19 protein-coding genes are annotated in these 20027 nt (G+C 67.7%); 13 read left to right on the top strand and 6 right to left on the bottom strand.

Translation table 11 applies throughout. From position 1 onward, the window contains the following. The first annotated feature begins 74 nt into the window (after positions 1-74). Together ENSA5_RS02085 and mreC are read left to right on the top strand one after the other, a co-directional pair. Positions 75-1109: a rod shape-determining protein gene (locus ENSA5_RS02085; RefSeq protein WP_106389873.1), complete on the top strand. Its 1035-nt coding sequence runs from the start codon at positions 75-77 to the stop codon at positions 1107-1109. Positions 1110-1126: 17 nt separating this feature from the next. Further along, positions 1127-2011 carry a rod shape-determining protein MreC gene (mreC, locus tag ENSA5_RS02080; protein WP_106389872.1) on the top strand — a complete coding sequence of 295 codons (885 nt, stop codon included), beginning with the start codon at positions 1127-1129 and terminating at the stop codon, positions 2009-2011. Between the two features lie 29 nt (positions 2012-2040). On the opposite strand, the gene ENSA5_RS02075 is transcribed toward mreC, so the two are convergent. Then, complete coding sequence (locus tag ENSA5_RS02075; RefSeq protein ID WP_219906712.1) at positions 2041-3492, bottom strand: sodium/proline symporter; 1452 nt, start codon at positions 3490-3492, stop codon at positions 2041-2043. Positions 3493-3813: 321 nt separating this feature from the next. Between ENSA5_RS02075 and ENSA5_RS02070 the strand changes: the two genes are divergently transcribed. The 3 genes from ENSA5_RS02070 (at position 3814) to ENSA5_RS02060 (ending at position 6720) form a co-directional block, all read left to right on the top strand. Continuing rightward, complete coding sequence (locus ENSA5_RS02070; RefSeq protein WP_181197209.1) at positions 3814-4428, top strand: DUF4331 family protein; 615 nt, start codon at positions 3814-3816, stop codon at positions 4426-4428. A gap of 2 nt (positions 4429-4430) precedes the next feature. Beyond that, positions 4431-5135 carry a DUF4331 family protein gene (locus ENSA5_RS02065; RefSeq protein ID WP_181197207.1) on the top strand — a complete coding sequence of 235 codons (705 nt, stop codon included), beginning with the start codon at positions 4431-4433 and terminating at the stop codon, positions 5133-5135. Positions 5136-5586: 451 nt separating this feature from the next. Continuing rightward, positions 5587-6720, top strand: coding sequence for an acyl-CoA dehydrogenase family protein (locus ENSA5_RS02060; protein ID WP_106389869.1), 1134 nt, complete (start codon positions 5587-5589; stop codon positions 6718-6720). A gap of 3 nt (positions 6721-6723) precedes the next feature. Here the strand turns inward: ENSA5_RS02060 and nhaC are convergent, their stop codons facing one another. After that, on the bottom strand, positions 6724-8133 hold the full coding sequence (gene nhaC / locus ENSA5_RS02055) for a Na+/H+ antiporter NhaC (RefSeq protein ID WP_106389868.1): 1410 nt from the start codon (positions 8131-8133) through the stop codon (positions 6724-6726). Positions 8134-8283: 150 nt separating this feature from the next. Between nhaC and ENSA5_RS02050 the strand changes: the two genes are divergently transcribed. Then, positions 8284-9639, top strand: a complete 1356-nt coding sequence (locus ENSA5_RS02050; RefSeq protein WP_181197205.1) for an FAD-binding protein — start codon at positions 8284-8286, stop codon at positions 9637-9639. Between the two features lie 44 nt (positions 9640-9683). Next, on the top strand, positions 9684-11075 hold the full coding sequence (locus tag ENSA5_RS02045; RefSeq protein ID WP_106389866.1) for a tryptophanase: 1392 nt from the start codon (positions 9684-9686) through the stop codon (positions 11073-11075). A 108-nt stretch (positions 11076-11183) separates the two neighbouring features. Here the strand turns inward: ENSA5_RS02045 and ENSA5_RS02040 are convergent, their stop codons facing one another. After that, positions 11184-11645: a hypothetical protein gene (locus ENSA5_RS02040; protein ID WP_146155220.1), complete on the bottom strand. Its 462-nt coding sequence runs from the start codon at positions 11643-11645 to the stop codon at positions 11184-11186. 249 nt (positions 11646-11894) lie between these two features. Continuing rightward, positions 11895-12884, bottom strand: a complete 990-nt coding sequence (locus ENSA5_RS02035) for a tryptophan dimethylallyltransferase family protein (RefSeq protein ID WP_181197203.1) — start codon at positions 12882-12884, stop codon at positions 11895-11897. Between the two features lie 555 nt (positions 12885-13439). On the opposite strand from ENSA5_RS02035, the gene add reads away from it, so the two are divergent. After that, positions 13440-14513 carry an adenosine deaminase gene (gene add, locus ENSA5_RS02030; protein ID WP_181197201.1) on the top strand — a complete coding sequence of 358 codons (1074 nt, stop codon included), beginning with the start codon at positions 13440-13442 and terminating at the stop codon, positions 14511-14513. A 2-nt stretch (positions 14514-14515) separates the two neighbouring features. On the opposite strand, the gene ENSA5_RS02025 is transcribed toward add, so the two are convergent. Together ENSA5_RS02025 and ENSA5_RS02020 are read right to left on the bottom strand one after the other, a co-directional pair. Beyond that, on the bottom strand, positions 14516-15916 hold the full coding sequence (locus ENSA5_RS02025) for a carboxymuconolactone decarboxylase family protein (protein WP_146155219.1): 1401 nt from the start codon (positions 15914-15916) through the stop codon (positions 14516-14518). A gap of 15 nt (positions 15917-15931) precedes the next feature. Next, positions 15932-16681 (bottom strand): pseudouridine synthase, encoded by a 750-nt coding sequence (locus ENSA5_RS02020; RefSeq protein WP_106389861.1) that lies wholly within the window; start codon positions 16679-16681, stop codon positions 15932-15934. Between the two features lie 70 nt (positions 16682-16751). Between ENSA5_RS02020 and ENSA5_RS02015 the strand changes: the two genes are divergently transcribed. The 5 genes from ENSA5_RS02015 to ENSA5_RS01995 all read left to right on the top strand — a co-directional run bounded on the left by ENSA5_RS02015 (position 16752) and on the right by ENSA5_RS01995 (position 19975). Then, positions 16752-17360 carry an RNA polymerase sigma factor gene (locus ENSA5_RS02015; RefSeq protein ID WP_181197199.1) on the top strand — a complete coding sequence of 203 codons (609 nt, stop codon included), beginning with the start codon at positions 16752-16754 and terminating at the stop codon, positions 17358-17360. 114 nt (positions 17361-17474) lie between these two features. Then, a complete protein-coding gene (locus ENSA5_RS02010) occupies positions 17475-18143 on the top strand; it encodes a hypothetical protein (RefSeq protein WP_106389859.1) in 669 nt (222 codons plus the stop codon). A gap of 2 nt (positions 18144-18145) precedes the next feature. Next, positions 18146-18694, top strand: a complete 549-nt coding sequence (locus ENSA5_RS02005) for a tetratricopeptide repeat protein (RefSeq protein ID WP_106389858.1) — start codon at positions 18146-18148, stop codon at positions 18692-18694. Next, on the top strand, positions 18691-19455 hold the full coding sequence (locus ENSA5_RS02000) for a hypothetical protein (RefSeq protein ID WP_106389857.1): 765 nt from the start codon (positions 18691-18693) through the stop codon (positions 19453-19455). The genes ENSA5_RS02005 and ENSA5_RS02000 overlap by 4 nt, the downstream gene beginning before the upstream one ends. Beyond that, on the top strand, positions 19439-19975 hold the full coding sequence (locus ENSA5_RS01995) for a hypothetical protein (protein ID WP_146155218.1): 537 nt from the start codon (positions 19439-19441) through the stop codon (positions 19973-19975). Before ENSA5_RS02000 ends, ENSA5_RS01995 begins: the two co-directional genes overlap by 17 nt. Positions 19976-20027: the final 52 nt, after the last annotated feature.

The raw sequence follows: 20027 nt of genomic DNA, 5'->3' as shown, positions 1-20027 counted from the left end.
GGCGGCGCCGCCCGCTCGCGCACGGCCTCCTTCTGAGGACGGCAGGCGCCCCCCAACTCCCCCGCGCAAGTCGCATGCTCTTCGACTGGGTATACGGGCTCTTCTCCAACGACATGGCCATCGATCTCGGGACGGCCACGACCCTGACCTACGTCAAGGGCAAGGGGATCGTCGCGCATGAGCCCAGCGTCGTCGCTGTCCAGAAGCAGGGCGGGGTGATCAAGCGGGTGCTCGCGGTTGGCAAGGAGGCCAAGGAGATGCTCGGGCGCACGCCCGGCAACATCGTCGCCATCCGGCCGATGAAGGACGGCGTGATCGCCGACTTCGAGGTCACCGAGGCGATGATGCGCCACTTCATCAACCGCGCGCACAACCGCCAGACCCTGGTCAAGCCGCGGATCATCATCTGCGTGCCCTCGGGCATCACCGAGGTCGAGAAGCGAGCGGTGCGCGACTCGGCCCTGGCCGCGGGCGCGCGCGAGGTCTTCTTGATCGAAGAGCCGATGGCCGCCGCGATCGGGGCCGGCCTGCCGATCACCGAGCCCGGCGGCAACATGGTCGTCGACATCGGGGGCGGGACCGCCGAGGTCGCCGTGATCTCCCTCGCTGGCATCGTCGCGTGCAAGAGCGTGCGCGTCGGCGGCGACAAGATGGACGAGGCGATCGTCCAGCACATCAAGCGCAAGTACAACCTCCTGATCGGCGAGCGCACGGCCGAGCGGGTCAAGATCGAGATCGGCACGGCCGCGCCGACCGAGGTCGTGATGACCATGGAGGTCAAGGGCCGCGATCTCGTCGCCGGGATCCCCAAGACCGTGCTGATCGACTCCGACGAGATCCGCGAGGCCCTGTCCGAGCCGGTCTCGCAGGTCCTCGACGCCGTCCGCGTCGTGCTCGAGCGCGCGCCCCCGGAGCTGTGCGCCGACATCGTCGACAAGGGCATCGTCCTGACCGGCGGCGCCGCGCAGCTGCGCAACCTCGACGTCTTGTTGTCGGCAGAGACCGGGCTGCCCGTGTTCTTGTGCGATGAGCCCGAGTTCGCCGTGGTCCTCGGCTCTGGCGCGGCGCTCGACGAGATCGACATCCTGCGCGAGGTCGCCGTCGAGTAGCCGGCGCGTGTGTACTCGTGGCTGTCTCCCTCCGAGACGTTCGTAGCGGGGCGATCATCGCCTTGCTCCTCGGCGTGCCGATCATGCTGCTGCGCTCGACGATGCAGGATCCGCATCACATGAACGGCTTCGATCGTGCGGTCCATCGGATCGGCGCGCCGCTCGAGGCCGGCGTGACCTACTCGGCGCGCTGGGTCGGCAGCTTCTTCGAGCGCTGGGTGTTTCAGGCCCGGATGCTCGACGAGAAGGAGGCGCTCGAGGAGCAGACCCGCGAGTTCAAGCGCCAGCTCGTCGAGCTCGCCCAGCTGCGCGAGGAGAACCGCCAGCTACGCCGGGCCCTGCAGATGCGCGATCAGGTCCCTGAAGATCTGCTCTCGGCCGCGGTCACCGGGGTCGAGCAGTCGCCCTTCTTTCGCGTCGTCAAGATCTCCGTCGATCGCGGCGACGACTACGTCCGCCCCGACATGGCCGTGCTCGCGCCCGACGGCGTCGTCGGCCGCATCAACCGGACCCACGCCCAGCACTCGGACGTCATGCTGATCACCGACCCCGAGAGCAAGATCGCCGTCGAGGTCGCGCGGACCCGCTGCCCGGGCATCCTCGAGGGCGCGGGCGAGGATCAGTGCAAGGTCCGGATCATCTCTTGCGACGAGCCCGTCGTCGAGGGCGACGTGATCCAGACCTCGGGCGTCGATGACCTGTTTCCCAAGGGCCACCCGGTCGGCCGCGTGGTGTCCGTCGACCACCGGGTCAACGCCCAGCTCGTCGACGTCGTGCCCACGGTCCGCTTCGATCGCCTCGACATGGTCTGGGTCGTGCTCGCCAACGCGCCCGCGGCCGACCCCGAGGCCGGCAAGCCGCGCCCCCGGCTGCCGGCCCGCGGGCTCTCGCCGATGCGCTGAGCGTCAGGCGTCCGGCGAGCGCCCTCGGCTCAGGCGGCCGCTTCGTCGAGCTCGGTCGCAACCTCGCGCAGCTGCTGCGCGCCTTCGGGGTCGCGGAGGCTGACCACGACCCCGGCGATCAGCGACAGCACGATCGCCGGCGGCAGCTCGCTGAGCTCGGCGAACAGGGCCCCGGCCGGGCCGAGCTTCGGGATCACGAAGGTCAGGACCGGGACCGCCAAGAACCCGGTGATCATCGCCGCGAGCGCGCCGCGCTTGGTCATCCCGCGCCAGAACACCGAGAGCATCAGCGTCGGGCAGAAGGTCGCCGCGATCCCGGACCAGCCGAACAGCACGTACCAGAACACGGACTGACCCCCGGTCACCGCGGCCACGCTGAAGGCGATCGCCAACGCGACCAGCGCGAGGCCAAAGGTCACGCGGCGGCTGAGCGGGACCAGAGCCTCGTCGGAGAGCTCGGGGTTCTTGACCTGCTGGTGGTAGTCGCGGACGACGGCGCTCGCGGCCAGGACCAGGAGCGAGTCGACCGTCGACATGATCGCCGACAGCACGATCGCGATGAACAGCCCGACCAGCGCGAGCGGGAGCAGCTCCTCGACGAGGAGCGGGAGCACGTTCTCGGCTTTGAGGCCGAGCACGGCCTCGACCTCGTCGCTCGGTCCGGTCAGGAGGTGGCGCCCGACGAGCCCGGTCAAGACCGCGCCCGAGTCGGCCAGCAGGGTCCACAAGATGGCGACCGCGGCGCCCTTGTTGATCTCGCCCTCGTCGCGCAGGGCCAAGAAGCGCACGAAGATCTGGGGGGAGCCCATGAAGCCCACGCCGATTGTGACCAGGCCGATCACGCTCAAGACCGCGCCGACGCTCCAGCCCGCTTCACCCGACCAGCTCAGCAGCTTGGGATCGATCCCCGCGAGGCCGTCGCTGACGGGAGCCCAGCCCCCCGCGACCGCGAAGCCCACCAGCGGCAGCCCGACCAGGCCCAGAAACATCAAGAGGCCCTGGAACACGTCGGACCAGACCACCGCCACGAACCCGCCCGAGGTGATGTAGATCAGCACGACGACGAAGCCCACGAGCGCGCCCAGGTAGTAATTCCAGCCCAAGAAGCCCTCGAAGGCGGCACCCGTCGCGTGGATCTGCGCCGATACATAGATCGTCACGAACACCGCGAGCCCGACCGCCGCGACCCGACGCAGGAGCTGGGCGTCGTCGCGGAAGCGTGCCTCCAAGTAGTCGGGGATCGTGATGGCGTCGTAGCGATCCGTGAGCCGCTTGAACCGGCGGGCCATTAGCAGCCATGCGCCGGACACTCCGACAACCTCTCCCAGTACCACCCAGAAGGCCTTCACGCCCACGAAGGCGCCCATTCCAGTGAGGCCCAGCAACAACCATGCAGACTCGCCGGTGGCCCTGGCCGAGAACGCGACGCCGAGGAAGCCGAGGTTCTTACCGCCCGCGAAATAGTCACGCATATCTTTCATGCGTCGAGACGCCACCGCGCCAATGCCGAGGAGTACACCTAAGTAGAGGATGACACCGACCAACTTGAAGACCGTCTCGAGGGAGTCGCTCATGCGGCGCGGACCCTACCATGCGTGGAAACTAAACTGATCGAATGGCCATGATCGAATGGCCACATGTCGACTGTACTGCAAAGGAGCGGGCCCAGCGCCGGATGAAGAGAAATTCCCATTTGTGAGCTGAGAACTTCGCCGACTCGTACTGGCCGGTGAACCAACCAAAGCTTCGCGCGCGCGCGCGAACTCGGAGACCAACCAAGAATGAGTAAGAAACAAAATTACATGAGGCTGGCAGCAGTCCTCGGCCTCGGGGCAGCGATGCTGTTCATGAACGATGGGGTCTACGCTGCCGATCACGCCGACGCCCCGGGCAGCGGCGCCGACCCGGCTGCCGACATCGGGGACCTCTACGCGTGGCGCACCGACAGCGACACGCTGGTCGCTGTGGTCACCTTCGCGGGTCTGGCGGAGGCGGGCGCCCCGGCGACCTACGACGCCGAGGTCCTCTACGGCATCCACATCGACAACACCGGCAACGGCGTCGCCAACATCGACATCTGGTGCCGATTCGGGCTCAACATGGCCATGGAGTGGGGCATCCAGTGTCTGAACGTTCCAGGGGCCGACGGCCCGGTCGACGGCCCGGTCGACACCACCAACGAGGGCGGCAACGGCACGATGGTCTACGCGGGGCCGCGCGAAAATCCCTTCTTCTTCGACTTCGAAGGCTTCGACGGGACCTTGATGTCCGGTGATCTGATGTTCGATCCCATGAACGACACCTTCGCGGGCACCAACGTGACCGCGATCGTCGTCGAGATGGACGCGGCGGCGGCCGCCGGTGGCGGGACGACGCTGGAAGTGTGGACTTCCACGGGAAGGCTGGGGGCACCATGACCATGAAGTACACAAACAAGATCGCGCTGCTTGGCCTGTTCGCTGCGCCGTTGATGCTCAACGCCTGCAACGGCGACGACCCCGTTGAGGGTGATCTGGCCGCGACCGAGACCGGCGACGGCGACGGTGAGGGCGAGGGCGAGGGCGAGGGCGAGGGCGAGGGCGAGGGCGAGGGCGAGGGGGACGGTGACGGCGACGGCGACGGCGACGGCGACGGCGAGCCGCCCGATCCCTTCGTGTATCTCGACAACCCGCCCGAGGACTACGTCCGTGTCGACCGCGGCGGCATGCCTGGGATCAACTCGGCCGTGATCACCTCGAAAGACGCCTACAATGCGGCCAGCCCCGCTGACGACGCCAACGGGGACTTCCTCGCCGAGATCACCACGAACCTCCAGGCTCTCCACGCGGCCCTCGACGAGGACCTCATCTTCTACAACTTGACGCCCTGCGTCGTCGCCGACTGCCTGGCCCAGGCGGGCCCGCTGCTCGTGCCCGACACGCTCAAGATCGACTACGCCGAGCCCGCCGGCTTCCCCAATGGCCGGGCCCTGGCAGACCCGGCCATGGACATCATCTTGACGGTGATCCTCCTCGACCTCGACGCTCCGGGTCAGGAGGAGCTCACCACCCTCGTCGGCACAAACCCGACCATGAACGACGTGGCCTTCCTCGACACCTTCCCCTACCTCGCGGAGCCCAACTGAGCCGGCTCCGAGCGAGCGGTGGGTCCGGGCATCATGTCTGGCCCCACCGCTTTACGACGACCACGCCGCGGGCGAGGGCGCGCTCGCCCGGGCCTTCGAGGGCGCGCGGGCTCCGGCCCGGTCCGGAGCCGCGCAGCCCTCCATCTCACGCTCGGTCGAAGTCGCGCCGATCGAGGCCGACCTCGGGCGAGCGAGCGCGAGCGCCGACGCTCAGAGCCTCGTCGCAACGAAGGGCGCGAGCTGCTCGGCGAGGGGCTCGCGCTCGCGCAGCGGCGTCGAGCAGGTCCGCGCCGAGCACATGTAGATCGCGGCCGCGCCCGTGTCGGGGGAGCGCTGGTCGGGCTCGCTCCGCTCGAAGTCGCGCGGGGCTTGCCTGGCCCCAAATCAAGCGCTGCTCGCCACAGCGCGTCGCCGTGATTGGATCGGCCCGGGCTGTTAGAGTGCCTCGCAGATGCACTTCGAGTGGTCAGACGATCAGAACGAGTTGTTCGAGGGCGCGCTCGCGTTCGCCCGCAAGCAGTTGCCGAGCGACGCCAGCGGAGGCGAGGCGTTCCGCGCCGCGTTTCGCCAGCTCGGTGAGTTTGGCGCCCTCGGACTTTGCATCGACGCGTCCCTCGGTGGCATGGGCCTCGACAGCCTGACCGCGGCGCGGACCGTCGAGGTCCTCGGCGAGGGCTGCCCGGATCTGGGCCTGCTCTTCTCTGCCGCCGCGCACCTGTTCGCCTGCGTCGTGCCGATCGCCGAGCACGCCAGCGACGAGCTCGCCCAGCGGGTCGTGCCCAAGCTCTGCGCGGGCGAGTGGATCGGCGCCAACGCGATCACCGAGGCCGAGGCCGGCTCCGACGTCGGCAAGCTCGCGACCCGCGCCCGCCTCGACGGCGACGACTACGTGCTCAACGGGAGCAAGAGCTACGTCACCAACGGGCCCGTCGCCGACCTGTTCCTCGTCTACGCGACCGTCAACCCGGCCCACGGCTTCATGGGCGTGACCGGCTTCGTGGTCGAGCGTGACCGGCCTGGCCTGACCGTCGGCGAGCGCTTCGAGACCATGGGCCTCGACAGCTCGCCGATCGGCTCGATCTACCTCGACGACTGCCGGATCCCCGCCGCCAACCGCGTCGGCGACGAGGGCTCGGGCTCGAAGATCTTCGCCGAGTCGATGCACTACGAGCGGACCGGGCTGCTCGCCGCCTGGGTCGGCGCGATGGAGCGCGGGCTCGAGCGGGCGATCGAGCACGCCCGCGAGCGCAAGCAGTTCCGCCGGCCGATCGGCAAGTTCCAGGCCGTGTCTCACAAGATCGTCGACATGAAGATGCGGCTCGAGTCGGCGCGCCTGCTGCTCTACCGCGCGTGCTGGGCCCGCGACCGCGGCGAGCAGGCCACGATCGAGGTCGCCCTCGCCAAGCTCGCGATCAGCGAGGCCGCGGTTCAAAACGCCCTCGATGCCATCCAGGTGTTTGGCGGCGCCGGCTACATGAAGGAGATGGGCATCGAGCAGGCGCTGCGCGACGCGGTGCCGACCACGATCTTCTCGGGGACCTCGGAGATCCAGCGCGACTTGATCGCCAAGGGCCTCGGGCTCTGAGGCTCACGCGGCGTCGGCCGGCCCGTCGCCCTGGTCCTCGTCGAGCCGCGCGATCGACAGCCCCGTAAACCCGAGGATCATCCCGATGATCGGGTTGGCCAGGTTCAAGAAGCACCACGGCAGGTAGGCGAGGGTGGCGACGCCGAGGGTCGAGGCCATGAACGCGCCGCAGGTGTTCCACGGGATCAGCGGCGAGGTGATCGTCCCGCCGTCTTCGAGGGCGCGCGACAGGTTCTTGGGGTCGAGCCCGCGCTCGGTGTACTCGCTCGCGTACATGCGCCCGGGCACGACGACCGCGAGGTACTGATCTGCGGCGAGCACGTTGACGCCGATCGAGGTCAGGATCGTGGTCGCGATCAGCGAGCCCGTCGACCTCGCCGCCGCGAGGGTCTTGCCCGCGAGGGTCTTGAGCTGGCCCGTGCGCTCCATGACCCCGCCGAAGGACATCGCGCACAGGATCAGGAGCACGGTGTCGGCCATGCTGCTCATGCCGCCGCGCGCGAGCAGCTCGTCGACCTCGGCCGAGCCCGTGTCCGGGGCGAAGCCCTTCATCGCCGCAACCAGCACGTCTTGGATCGGCGTGCCCTGGACCGCGGCGAGGACCCCACCGAGCAGCGCGCCGGTCAGCAGGGTCGGCAGCGCCGGGAGCCGAAAGCCGACCATGACCGCGACGACGGCCGGGACCGTCAGGTGGATCAGGCTCGGGTTGAACTGGGTCTCGAGCACGTCGGTGATCGCCGCGATCGAGCTCGGGTCGGCCGCGCTCTCGAGCCCCGCGCCGACGATCGAGAACCCGATCATGGCCAGGACCCACGACGGACCCGTCGACCACAGCATGTGGCGGATGTGCGTGAACAGATCGGTGCCCGCCATCGCCGGGGCGAGGTTGGTGGTGTCGGACATCGGCGAGAGCTTGTCGCCGAAGTAGGCCCCGCTGATGACCGCGCCCGCGGTCATCGCCGGGTCGATGCCCATCGCGTTGCCGACGCCGATGAGCGCGAGTCCGACGGTGCCCGCGGTCGACCAGGACGAGCCCGAGACCAGGCTGACGACCGAGCAGACCGCGCAGCTCGCCGGGAGGAAGAAGCTCGGGGACAGGAGCTCGAGACCCCACGCGATCAGCGCAGGGACGATGCCCGAGGCGAGCCAGGTGCCCATCAGCACGCCGATCGTCAGGAGGATCAGGATCGCACCCATCGCGAGGTGGATCGCGCCGGTGACGCCCGCTTGGATGTCCTCCCAGGTGTAGCCGTGCGCCCAGGCGACGAGGCCCGCGACGCAGGCGCCGAGGACCAGGGGGAGGTGGCCGGTGCCGCCGAGGAGGATGATCGTGGCGGCGAGGAGGGCGATCAGCACGACCACGGGAACGAGGGCCCACGCGAAGGGGATCGCGGGGGGGGCCTTGGGCGTCATGAACGCACCTTGCCCGCTTGAACCGTTCTGAGCAAGCCGCGTCCTCGCGCCACTTTTGGGTACCCACCTCGCAAGAGCTGTGGTCTGATGCTCGAGTCAGGCATTTGCACCCCTCGAGTGGGTCGGCCTCATCGACAGCGACAAGTTCAGATGACCGATAGCCTCGAGAACTTTCCAGTCCTGCAGGGAGATTGGACGCGGTCCGAGTCGGTCCTTCAAGCCGCCGCGAGTGACTACGGCCGCATTGTCAACCATCGCCCACTTGCGGTGATCAGGCCTCGGGTTACTCACGATATTCAACTCGCAATCCAATTTGCCAGGAGGCAGAAGATCTCAGTGGCCGCGCGCGGTCGAGGACACAGCACCTTCGGTCAGGCTCAGGCCCATGGCGGACTGATCCTCGACATGAGCTCATTTTGCGAGATTCGTGAGTGTGACGAGGATAGCGCGTGGCTTGGAGGTGGCTGCTCCTGGGCTCAGGTCGTCGACCATTTTTGCCCGCGCGGGCGCGGGCCGGCCGTATTGACAGACTACCTTGGCCTGAGCGTGGCCGGAACGCTCTCCGTTGGTGGTGTGGGAGGTGCGAGCTTTCGCCACGGCGCACAGACCGACAATGTCCTCGAGCTGGAGGTCGTCACGGGAGCAGGCGACTTCGTGAGCTGTTCGCCCGATCGCAACGCGGATTTGTTCGACGCTGTCCGCGCGGGTCTCGGTCAGTGCGGTGTGATTGTTGCGGCGCGAATGCGCCTCGTCCCGACCGGTCACTGCGTGCGAGTGCACGAATTTGTCTACCCCGATTTTCACCAGTTCATCGAAGCGGCTCGCGGCTGCGCCAAGGTCGCGACCGTTGACTATGTCGATGGGACAATCGTGGCCACAGGCGATGGTCGGCACACCTTCGTCCTGACCGCCGCCGAGTTTGAGCGGTCGCCGGGGCAAGATGTTCTTGGTCAGGCTGGTGCGCCTGTCTCACACTCAACCGTCAGCAAACCCTATGGGGAGTTTGTCCGTCGCGTTGATCACTACGTGGAGCGGCTCAAGCAACGGGGGCTCTGGGACGTGCCACACCCCTGGCTTGACCTCTTTGTTCCTGCTCAGGGGCTGAGTCGGTTCATGGAAGAGGCCCTGCGCGAGCTACGTTCGGAGGATGACGGGATGATCCTCATCTACATGCTCGACCCGTCCAAGTCCAATACCCCCTTGCTTGCTTTTTCGGAGGGCGAGGAGCACGTTCTGGTCGACCTGCTGCGCAACACGCCTCAGGTTGGTGAGCTCGAGCGGCAGCTCGGGCGGAACGACCAGTTGACGGAGCTCGGAGCGGAATTGGGCGCGAGCATTTACCCCATTGGATCGATGCCGAATGCGAATTGGGATAAACTGTATCGTGGGCGGGGCCAGCTCGCAGATGCCAAGCGTCGCTTCGACCCGGATCACATCCTCACGCCCGGACAGGGAGCGCGCGGTGCAGGTGTCGGTCATGGCGTGGGCGCAGCAGGGACCTCTTGACGGCTCATGGCGGGGGAGTATCATGGGCTGGGGCGTTTGTAGACATGACCACAAAACAGACCGTCGAACACGAAGAAGAGTGGGTGGAGCCGTACCGAACCAAAGTTGTTGAGCGGATTCATCTGCCATCACGTGCTGAGCGGGAGAGGCTCCTGCGAGAGGCGAACTACTCGATCGTGTTCCTCAACTCGGCCGATGTCTATATCGATCTCGTTACGGATAGTGGCACGGGGGCGATGAGCGACAAACAGTGGGCTGCTCTGATGCAGGGCGACGAGGCCTATATGGGGTCTCGCAATTTTGCCGACTTCGAAAAGACGGTTCAGGAGATCACGGGCTACGATCGCGTTATCCCGACGCACCAGGGGCGGGCGGCGGAGCGAATCATGATGGAGCTGCTGGTGAGCCCGGGCGACATTGTCCCGAACAACTCACATTTTGACACCACGCGGGCGCACGTGGGTAAACGCGAGGCCGTGCCGCTAGACCTGGTCGGTGACTGGCTGTGGGAATTCCACTCGGACCACCCGTTCAAGGGGAATTTCGATCTGGATAAGCTGAAGACCTGCCTCGATCGGTACAGTGATCGCATTCCGTTTGTGGCGATCACGGTTCTGAACAACATGGCGTGCTCTTCGCCGGTCTCAATGGCGAACATTCGTGAGGTCAGCCGGCTTGCGAAGGCGGCGGGGGTCCCTGTGTATTTCGACGCATGCCGATTTGCGGAGAATGCATGGTTCATCAAGCAGCGCGAAGAGGGCTACGCGGATCGCTCGATCGACGACATCGTGCGGGAGATGTTCTCCTATGGCGATGGGTGTTGGATGAGCGCGAAGAAAGATGGGATCGTCAACATCGGCGGGTTCATCGCGTTGCGCGATGAGGCCCTCGCTGGCCGTTGCTGTGAATTGCTGGTGCTCTACGAGGGCTTCCCGAGCTACGGAGGCTTGGCGCGTCGTGACCTCGCCGCGATCGCGGTCGGTCTGCGCGAGGGAATGAGTGAGGAGCACCTGTCTCACCGAATTCGGCAGGTCCAATACCTCGCGGATCTATTTGAGGATTGCGGGGTCAGGACGAGCCGCCCGGTTGGCGGGTCTGGTGTCTTTGTAGACACGGAGGCTCTCTACCCACACCTCACTCCCGACCGCCTCCCGACCGTGACCCTCTGCTGTGACCTGTATCTCGAAGGGGGGGTCAGGGCAGGGGCCATCCCCATGGACATGAACGTGATCGACGAAGCGGGCGAGATCACGACACGGGTCTTTCAGTTCGCGCGCTTTGCCGTGCCTCGGCGAGTCTACGGAAAAGGACACCTCGACTACGTCGGGAGGGTCGTCAGGCGGGTCAAGGAAAATGCCGCGCGCAGTAAGGGCTATCAAATGGTGTACGTGCCCGACATCCTGCCCCACTTCTTCGCGCGCTTCGCTCCTTTTTAGGGGGCTGCTAGGGCGGAGCTCATCCCACCCGGCCGAACGCGGCAACCGAGCGTCCGGCCGTGCGTGGGAGAGTCGCTGAGAGCCGCGGGGGTCTGAGCTTTTCTCTTGCTAGCCTTCGATCGCCTTGAGCGTGTCGAGGGGTGCCAACTTGTGGCCCATCTCTCGAAGCGTCCGGAGCACTGCTTCTCGGTGGTCGCTGACTTCGAGGTGCGCGAGCGCGTTGTCGAACTGGTCGGGCGGGTACGCACGGAAGTTCGGGTTCAGCCAGAAGATCGCGGTGGCGATGCCACGCTTCAGGCGGTTGGTAAGGACCGAAGTAACTACAGCCGACTTTGCCTTACCCTCGAGCAAGGTCGTGAACAGCTCCTGGCGTTGCAGCGCATTTGGGGCTCCACCGTCGGAGATGGCGAGCGTGCGAATACTCGTCACGTCACCTGCGAGTTCCTTTTTTAGTTCCTCGACTCGTTCAATTGCTGAGGCCCATTCATGTTTTGGCGGGTCTTGGGCTGCGTGCAGCCACAATAATAGATGATGGGGTCCGCAGACCACAGTTTCCATGACCATGTCCATGGTTGTGCTGGGCTCGGCCAGCACTCTACCACAGACGCGGGGCGCGTCGAAGTACGAGACGACGATCTGCGCGGCACGCGATGCATGACACTGGATGTCCCGCGCGCGTCAGCGCTCGTCGCGCGATATAGGTAAAACGCTGAGTTTCAACGTTCGCGGCCCCATGGTGGATCCGCCACAGCGTCGGGCTCGCGCTAAGCCAGGATCGGCCCCGGCGCACTTGATAGGGTCTTCAAAGGGGTCGCCGCTTCACGCGGGGCGATAGACCTCGGGCGAGAGGTAGACCGTGAGCCGCTCGCGGCCGTGTTGACGCCGAAACGAGGAGTAGGTCTGCATACCCGTACCGCGCTCGAGCGGCCGGTCGATCATGCCGGTGACAGCGAGCCGGTAGATCTTGGCGGACTCCTCGGGCAGAAACTCGCAGATTCGCTCGAGCGCCACGTGGTCGCTGTCGAGGTACGAGCGAACGGGAAGGTGGAGAGTGACGGTTGACGGTGTCGACTGGTGGCCCACAAAGGCCGCGCAGGTGATCGGAGGACGCCCAGCGTAGACCTCCCGGTCACCAGTCATGGCCTGGCAAAAACGCTCCGTGTCGCCCTTGCGATGCTGTGGACTCGTGGCCATCACAGCGTCGAGCTCTTGGACGGTCGCTTGGCGGTGGGCGACATAGATCTTGGTCCGAGCCTGCCCGTGGTCGGCAAGGTCCAAGGAGAAGTACACGATGTGATCTTGGGTGCCCCTGGCCAGGCCGACCTCCCGCAGCCACTCCATGGCTCCGTGCATCCCGAGACGGGCCAGGGCCAACTCGGTGGTCCCCTGCGCATGTTCCGGGCCCTTCGCGTCGGGGTTGAAGTAGAGCTTGAAGTCCGGCGCCTGACCAGGTCGGAGGCACGCGGCGTGCCACAAGCCGAACTTGGCGTTGCGGTGCTGGGGCGAAAAGAGGTCGGCGATGAGGTGTGCGCGGCTTAGAGAGACGTTGAAGTCACGCTCCAGCCGACTGTTGAGCTCCCAGGCTGCGCGCCAGTTTGAGGCGAGCGACGGAATCGAGCCCTGAGCCTCGGTTAGCATGCGCAGTTCACGTTGTCCGTCCAGCGCGACCGAGAACTCGAAGGGCGAGCTGTCATCGGTGATGTCTGAAAGGATCTGGCCGTCGCCGACCATCCGACGCGACCAACTCTCGGTCAGCACCTCGAACACCGCCCTGGCTACTGGGGACGTCGAATGCATTCCGAGGGCCATGCATAGGCTGTGGAGCTTCGAGTCACCGATGGCTCCCAGTTGTCGGTTTCCGCTGCGAGCTTGCGTCGCCAGCCCGGGCAGGTAGTCGAGCGTGGAGTGCGGGGTCTGCGTCGGCCCGGCATGACTCAATCCAGTGGGAGACTGTGCTGATTGGTGCTGAATGAGTGATGATTCAAACATGATAGTACCGCATCCATCCACCTCGGCTCGAGCGCGAGGTGCTCGCCCCCAGGGGTGTAACAACTACAGTGCTATCATAATGGGGTACTTTGCCACAACAATTTTCAGAAAAATTCTACTTCCACTGAAATTCGCTCATGGAAATTGATCTTTTGAACACTTTTTCCGGGCGGATCCGCTCGCCGCGCGCGAGGCGACGTTCGGGATTCGACTGAAGACTTTTGCGCATATGATCCTTGGAACAGTGTGCATTCCGCATCAGCATCAGCTGCGGGACAACTTCATCAATTTGGGGAGTATCCGAGAGTATTCGATGCGCGCCGGCCGTATGACTTGCTACTTGCGCGCATCTTGCCAAGGGCACAAGCTACGGCGGTGCTCGACCGGGAGAACCAAGGCGGTGGTGCGGCGGCGCGTGGGCTCGCCGATCCGGGCCTCGAGGCGCTCGTCCGGGCCATCCCCAAGGCCGAGCTCCACGTCCACCTCGAAGGCTCGATCGTCCCCGAGCTCGCCCTGAGCCTCGCAAAACGCCGTAACGTCGCGCTACCCGGGGCCGAGCGGGGCGTCGAGGGCCTCCGCGAGGCCTACCGCTTCGCAACCTTCAAAGACTTCCTGCGCGTCTACGTCGCGCTCTCCAACACCCTCCAACAAGCCGAGGACTTCGCCGACGCGGTGTACGGAATCGCTCAGCGCCTGGCCCGACAGCAGGTCCGCTGGGTCGAGATGACCTTCACGCCGATGACCCACGTCGTGCAGGGCGTCAGCGTCGACGCGATGCTCGCGGGCCTCGCCGACGGGCGGGGGCGCGCCCGCGAGGAGCTCGGTGTCGAGTTCGCGTGGGTGTTCGACGTCGTCCGGAGCTTGCCCGAGCAGGGCGAGCAGACCCTCGAGATTGCGCTGCGCGCACGGGACCAAGGCGTCGTAGCGATCGGGATCGGCGGTCCCGAGGGGCCGCAGTGGTCCGTCGCCCCGCTCGCCTCAACGTTTGCGCGCGCGAGGGCCGAGGGTCTCAAGAGCGTCCCCCACGCGGGCGAGCAGCATGGCCCGCCCAGCCTGCGCGAGACCCTCGACCTCCTCGCCCCGGATCGGATCGGCCACGGCGTGCGCTGCATGGAAGATCGGGAGCTGACCGCCGAGATCGTCGATCGCGGGATCCCGCTCGAGGTCTGCCCGAGCAGCAACGTCGCGCTCGGGGTCACGCCGAGGCTCGCGGACCACCCGCTCCCGCAGCTGCTCGCGGCGGGCGTCCAGCTGAGCCTCGCCAGCGACGACCCGCCGCTGTTCGGCACGACCTTGGTCGACGAGTACCTGCGCTGCGCCGCGACCTTCGACTATGGCCGCGATGAGATCCTCGCGCTCGCCCGCGCGGCGGTCGAGCACAGCTTCATGCCCGAGGCGCGCAAACGCGAGCTGCAGGCCGAGCAAGAGCGCGTCGCCCGGGGGGCCTGAGCTCAGCCCGTCAGCCGAGCCTTGGCGGCCTGCTGATCCCAGCTCGTCCCGTGGGTGCAGGGCACCGCTGGTTTGAGCCCGAGCGCCTCACCATGTTCGGCGACGAAGGCCTCGACCTCCGGCTCGTAGCTGTCGACCGGGTAGGTCGAGGTGTAGCGGTTGAGCAGCCCGTGAATGCTCAGCGCCACGACCAGCTCGATGATCTCTGCGGGGCTGAAGTAGCTGGTCAGCCCCGCGACCTCCGCCGCGCCCACGGTCGCCGGCGAGGTCGCGCCCGCGTGGGCGAACATGAACGCGGCGACGTCGCGGCCCTGGTCCTCGCTGGGCACGAGCGCGCTGGTCAGCCGCTTGAGGGTCGCGCCCGCGCGCACGGCCCAATACGCGAAGTGGGCGGCGAGCAGCGGGTTGTTGCTCTTCTTCGCGGCCACGAAGCAGACCGCGTGCTTGAGCCAGATCGCGACCGAGCCAGCGTCCGATTGCAGCCGCTCGACGAGGCAGTGGGTGATCACGCGCTTGGTCGAGACCCGCTCGATCCGCTCGATGTAGTAGGGCACGAAGCCCATCGTCTCGCGCAGCTGGGCATAGATCCGTGCGGGTCGCCCGGCGACGCCCTCGAGCGCGCCGCGGTCATAGGCGATGATCCCAGCCATGGTCCGCGCGAGCGCGAGGGGGCCGAGGGTCTCGCCGTCGTCGGTGTTCTTGTCGGCGTCGATGACCTCGCGGTCGTAGGCCTCGACGTAGTTCTGGGCGGGCTGCCAGGCGCTGGGCGTGAGGTACTGCTGGGCGTTCTTCAACACCCCCCACTCGAGCACCATCCCGAGCGTGTCCATCGCGCAGTTGAGGAAGCCCATCAGCGTGGCCGCGAGCACGATCGCCTCTTCGTGGGTCTCGCTGTAGTGGCGGGCGAGCCCGACGCGGTGGTCGAGGGTGACCTCACTGGGGATCCGGCCGACGGCGGTCGCATAGTTGATCGCGGCGATGTCGGCGGCCCCGAACAGGTTGCAGGCCTCGGCGTCGAGCGCCTCCTTATTACGGGCGAGCGAGCCGCCGGGCCCCCGGAACACCGTACCGATCCCAGCCGAGTGCGCGGCGCAGTACGAGCAGCCGTAGGAGCGGCTGGCCACGTAGAGCACGAGGCTGCGCAGATCCGGCGAGATCCCGCGACCGAGATCACAGCGTGGGATGTCGAGGAAGCTCGGGACCAGGACGCTGTAGGTCGTGAACGCGGGCGGCCAGATCTCGAAATAGCTCATCGCGTGGGGCACGACGCCGAGGATCTGCCGGACCATCATCATGACCGGTCGGTAGCGCTCGACGAGCACCTCGCGGCTCACGGCGTGGGGACGCAATGCATACTCGAGCGTCGGCTTCGCTCCCACTGGGGTCTCGATCTTGGTTGCCACCGCGCGCCTTGCATATCACGCCGCCGCGTTCGGTAGCGAGTCGAGCTCGCGCCAGGCGCCCGCGGCGAGGTCTTCGGGCAGCCACAGCCCCGCGTGGGCGACTCGAGCCAGGCGCAGCACGTGGCTGTCGAGCGCGGCGAAGATCCGCTTGACCTCGTGGTAGGCCCCGTCGAGCAGCGTGATCGTCGCGAGCGCTCCGGTGCCCTCCGGAGGCTCGAGGGCGGGGTGACGCGCGCTCTCGGCGAGGGGCTCGAGCTCGACGATCCGCGGCCGAGATCGGTCGGCGAGCTCGAGCTCGATCGACCCGTCGACCCCCCGGGGTGGCGGCGTCCAGCCCCGCGCGAGCGCGACGTGATAGGTCCGCGGGACCCGGCGCTTGGGGTGGGTCAGCGCGTGGATCATCGGGGTGTCGGTGGTCCACAGCAGCAGCCCGGCCGCGTCGAGGTCGAGGCGACCGACGGCCCGGAGCAAGGCGTGCATCGGCGCCCCTTCGAGCAGGTCCAGCGCGGTCGGGTGGAGCGGGTCGTTGCGGGAAGTCACAACCCCGACCGGCTTGTGCTGGATCAGGTGGGCGTGCTCGCGCAGGCGCACGGGGACCCCCGACACGAGGAGCTCCACGGGCAGCTCGGCCAGCTCGATCGGCGTTCGGCCGGCGCGGAGCGTCTCGCCGCCCGGCCGGGAGACGGCCCCGCGCCGCAGGAGTCGGGTGACCTCGCGCCGGGAACGACCGAGGTTGCGGGCCAGGAGTTGGTCGAGGCGGGGCATCGCGGTGGGTTGGGGTCGGTCGGGGCCGCGCCTGGCCCGTCGGTCCCCATATTAGGGTATGGTGCGCGGCGTGGCGCGCCCGCAGCCCCTCGCCGACGAGCGCGCGACCGTCGAACGCGCGATGCAGGGTGACAAGCGGGCCTTCGAGCGCCTGTATCGTCACTACGCGCCCGTGCTGTTCAGCTACGTGCTGATCCCGATGCTCGGCAACAAGGACGACGCCCACGACTGCGTGCGCGAGACCTTTATCTCGGCCAACCGCGCGCTGCCGCGCTACGAGTGGCGCGGGACCAGCATCTACCCGTGGCTCAAGGTCCTGGCCAAGAACAAGGCCCGGGATCTGCTCCGGGCCTCGGGCCGCCGTCAGCGCCTGCGCGGGGCGTTCTCGCATCACCTCGACGTGTTCGGCGACCGCGAGCCGTCCACGCCGATCGAAGAGGTCGTCCAGCGCCAGGCGCTGCGCAAGCGCATCGACGGCGTACTCGACACCATCAATCCCCGCTACGCGAGGGTTCTGCGCCTGCGCCTACTCGAAGATCGCAGCCGCGAGGACTGCGCCGAGCTGCTCGAGGTCAAGATCGGGACCCTCGATGTGCTCTTGTTTCGGGCTGTGCGGGCGTTTCGCAAGGCCTGTGATCAGCAGGGCGTCGAGTTTGACGCCGCGGAGGCGCGCCTGTGACCGCTCCTCAAAACGGATTGTCAAACCGACGTAAGCTCAAATTCCAGGCTGGCGTTCTCGGGCGCGCCACCCCAGCCTCGCTTACACGCACCACCACCCCGAAGGGTGTCTCCGATGACTGAATCCAAGCACAGCACGCGCGCAGGCCCGCCGAGCGGGCATGTCCTCGATCCCGAGTGGGAGCAGGTGCTGCGTCGCGGGCAAGCGGAAGAGGGCGAGGCCGGCAGCGTCGACGCCGAGCTCGCGTTCGTCCACCTACTTCGCCACACCCGAGAACCCGAGGCGATCGCGCCCGATCAGCTCGACGCGATCTGGGCTGGGATCGAGGCCGAGGTCGCGCCAGCTGGGGAACCCTGGTGGCGCAAGGCCTGGGTCTGGTGGTCGGCGCCGGCCCTCGCCGCGGCTGCGGTGCTCTTTGTCGTGGTCGTCGAGCCTGGCTCCGACAAGGCCGAGAGCGTCGCGCAGAATCAGGCCGCGGACCTCCAGTCCAACGAGGAGCTCGCCGAGGCCGCGCCGCCTGGCGCCGCCCCGAGCGAGGCCGCCCCGAGCGAGGCCGCGCTCGCCGAGGCCGCGTTCGCCGAGGGCGAGGCCGCGCCGAAGTCCGCCGAGCGCCGGGCCGGGAGCGCCGACGCGGTCACTCGCACCGGCCAAGCGAGCGGATTCGAGACCAACTTCGCCCGGCTCGCTCCTCACGGGCGCGTGGCGATCCGCGTCAGCGTCGACCACAGCCGTGACCAGCTGCGCGCGCGACTCCTCGACAAGGCCAAGGGAGGTGGACGATGACCATGGCAAGCAAATCGCGCGCGCTCGGTCAGCTCTTGACCGGTGCGATCCTCGGCGCGCTGCTGACCGTCGGCGGGCTCTCGCTCGCGGGCAAGCTCAAGCCGCCGGGTGAGCCCGACGCCCTGGTCGCGCTCGCCCAGACCGTCGACACGACCGACAAAAAAGTCGACGTGATGCTCGCGCGCGGCGACGTGTCCGGGGCGATCGCGGCGCTCGAGCAGCTCCGCGCGACCAAGTGGCCGGGCCGCGATCGCGGCGGCGATGCCTGCGTGCAGCTGCGCCACGACGCCTACGGCAGGCTCATGCGCCTGCGCCTCGATCATCCCCAGATCGACGCCAAGACCCCGCAGCAGCTGCTCGAGCTGGCCGAGGAGGGCCTCGGGCGCGAGTGGGAGCTGCTCGACCCGAACCCCTTTACCGCCCACCTGTTGGCGCTGCGAGGCGAGGTCCTCGAGCAGCTCGGTCGCGATGACGACGCGCTGTTGGTCTACCAGCGAGCCCTCGACATGAACCGCGACATCCTCGACGAGGTCATGGAGGGCGGTCGGTGAGGCCGCCCCACGGCCACGGTCACGCGCGGCTGCTGACGCTCGCCGCGTTCACGCTGACCCTCGCTTGCGCGGCGCAGCACGAAGAGGCCAACACGATGCCGAGCCGCGAGGCCGAGCGCGCGGGCGACTTCGAAGATCGTCCGGCTGCGTCGGAGGCGGTGGCCGCGGAGCCGGCCAGCGAGGCGGAGCCCGAGCGCAGCCTCGACGACATGGAGCGCGAGCTCGCGCTCAACGCCGCCAAGCTCCGCGCGCTCGGGGTCGCGCTGCCCTCGGATGGGGTGGTGGAAGACGCCGGGGGCGAAGAGGCGAGCTTGGGTCGCGCCGACAAGCGCGGCGATGGTTCGGGGCCGAGCGGCGGCGGCGGGGCGCAAGGTGAGTCCGCGAAGCCGAGCTCGTCGGGGGTCCAGCCCGGCCCGAAGCCGACGAAGAAGCCCAGGCACAGCGGGGGCGGCCGCACGGCCGAGAAGGAGGCCGCGCCGCAGGTCAAGAACAAGGACGAGGACAAGGGCTTCGCCGAGCCGCCGTCACCCGAGGCGGCCAAGGCGACCCCGCTCGGGCCCGACCCCAGCGAGCGCGAGCAAGACGTGATCGGCCGCTGCGAGCAGGTCTGCGTGCTCAGCCAGATCACCTGCGAGCTCAACGCCCAGATCTGCGAGCTCGCGGGGCGCCACCCCGACGAAGACGACTACGAGGCGGCCTGCGAGCGCGCAGCCGCCGACTGCGAAGTGGCTCAGGAGGCGTGCAATGAGTGTGTTGGGTAGCAGCCGTCTGGGCTTCGTCCTGGTGGCCGCGGCGTGCGTGACCGCGACCGGGTGCAAGAAGAGCGGCGAGGGGGCGACCTCGCCCGACGTGGAGGTGGCCGAGGTGGCCGAGGCCAGCAGCCAAGATCCGCTCGCCGAACTCGACGCGCTCGAGGGCCGCATGGTCGAGCTCGGGCTGCCCGTCGCCCGCGCGAAGGCGGCGGCCGAGCCCCCAGCCGAGGCCAGCCCCGACGACGCCTTCGTCACGGAGGGCGAGGCCGAAGGCGCCGACCTGCCCGTCGGGGAGCCCGGGCCAGCGGGGGTCGCAACGGACGCCAGCGTCGCCCAGGCCCCGCGCCGCGACGAGGGCGACCGGTGCATGGATCTGTGCGGTCTCAGCGAGTCGATCTGCGAGCTCGAGGTCCGCATCTGCACGCTGTCCGAGTCGCACGCGGGCGATCCGATCTACGCCGACGCGTGCGAGCGCGCCGTCGACGACTGCGCCACGGCCGGTGACGCCTGCGACCGCTGCGAGAGCTGATCTGCGCTGGGGCCTCTCGCCATCTCCGAGATGGAGACCTATGCTCGGGCCG

The sequence above is a fragment of the Enhygromyxa salina genome (assembly GCF_002994615.1).
In the GTDB taxonomy this organism is placed as follows: domain Bacteria; phylum Myxococcota_A; class Polyangia; order Nannocystales; family Nannocystaceae; genus Plesiocystis; species Plesiocystis salina_A.
The sequence above is the reverse complement of the archived record's forward strand: the minus strand, read 5'-3'. Positions and strand labels throughout refer to the sequence as shown.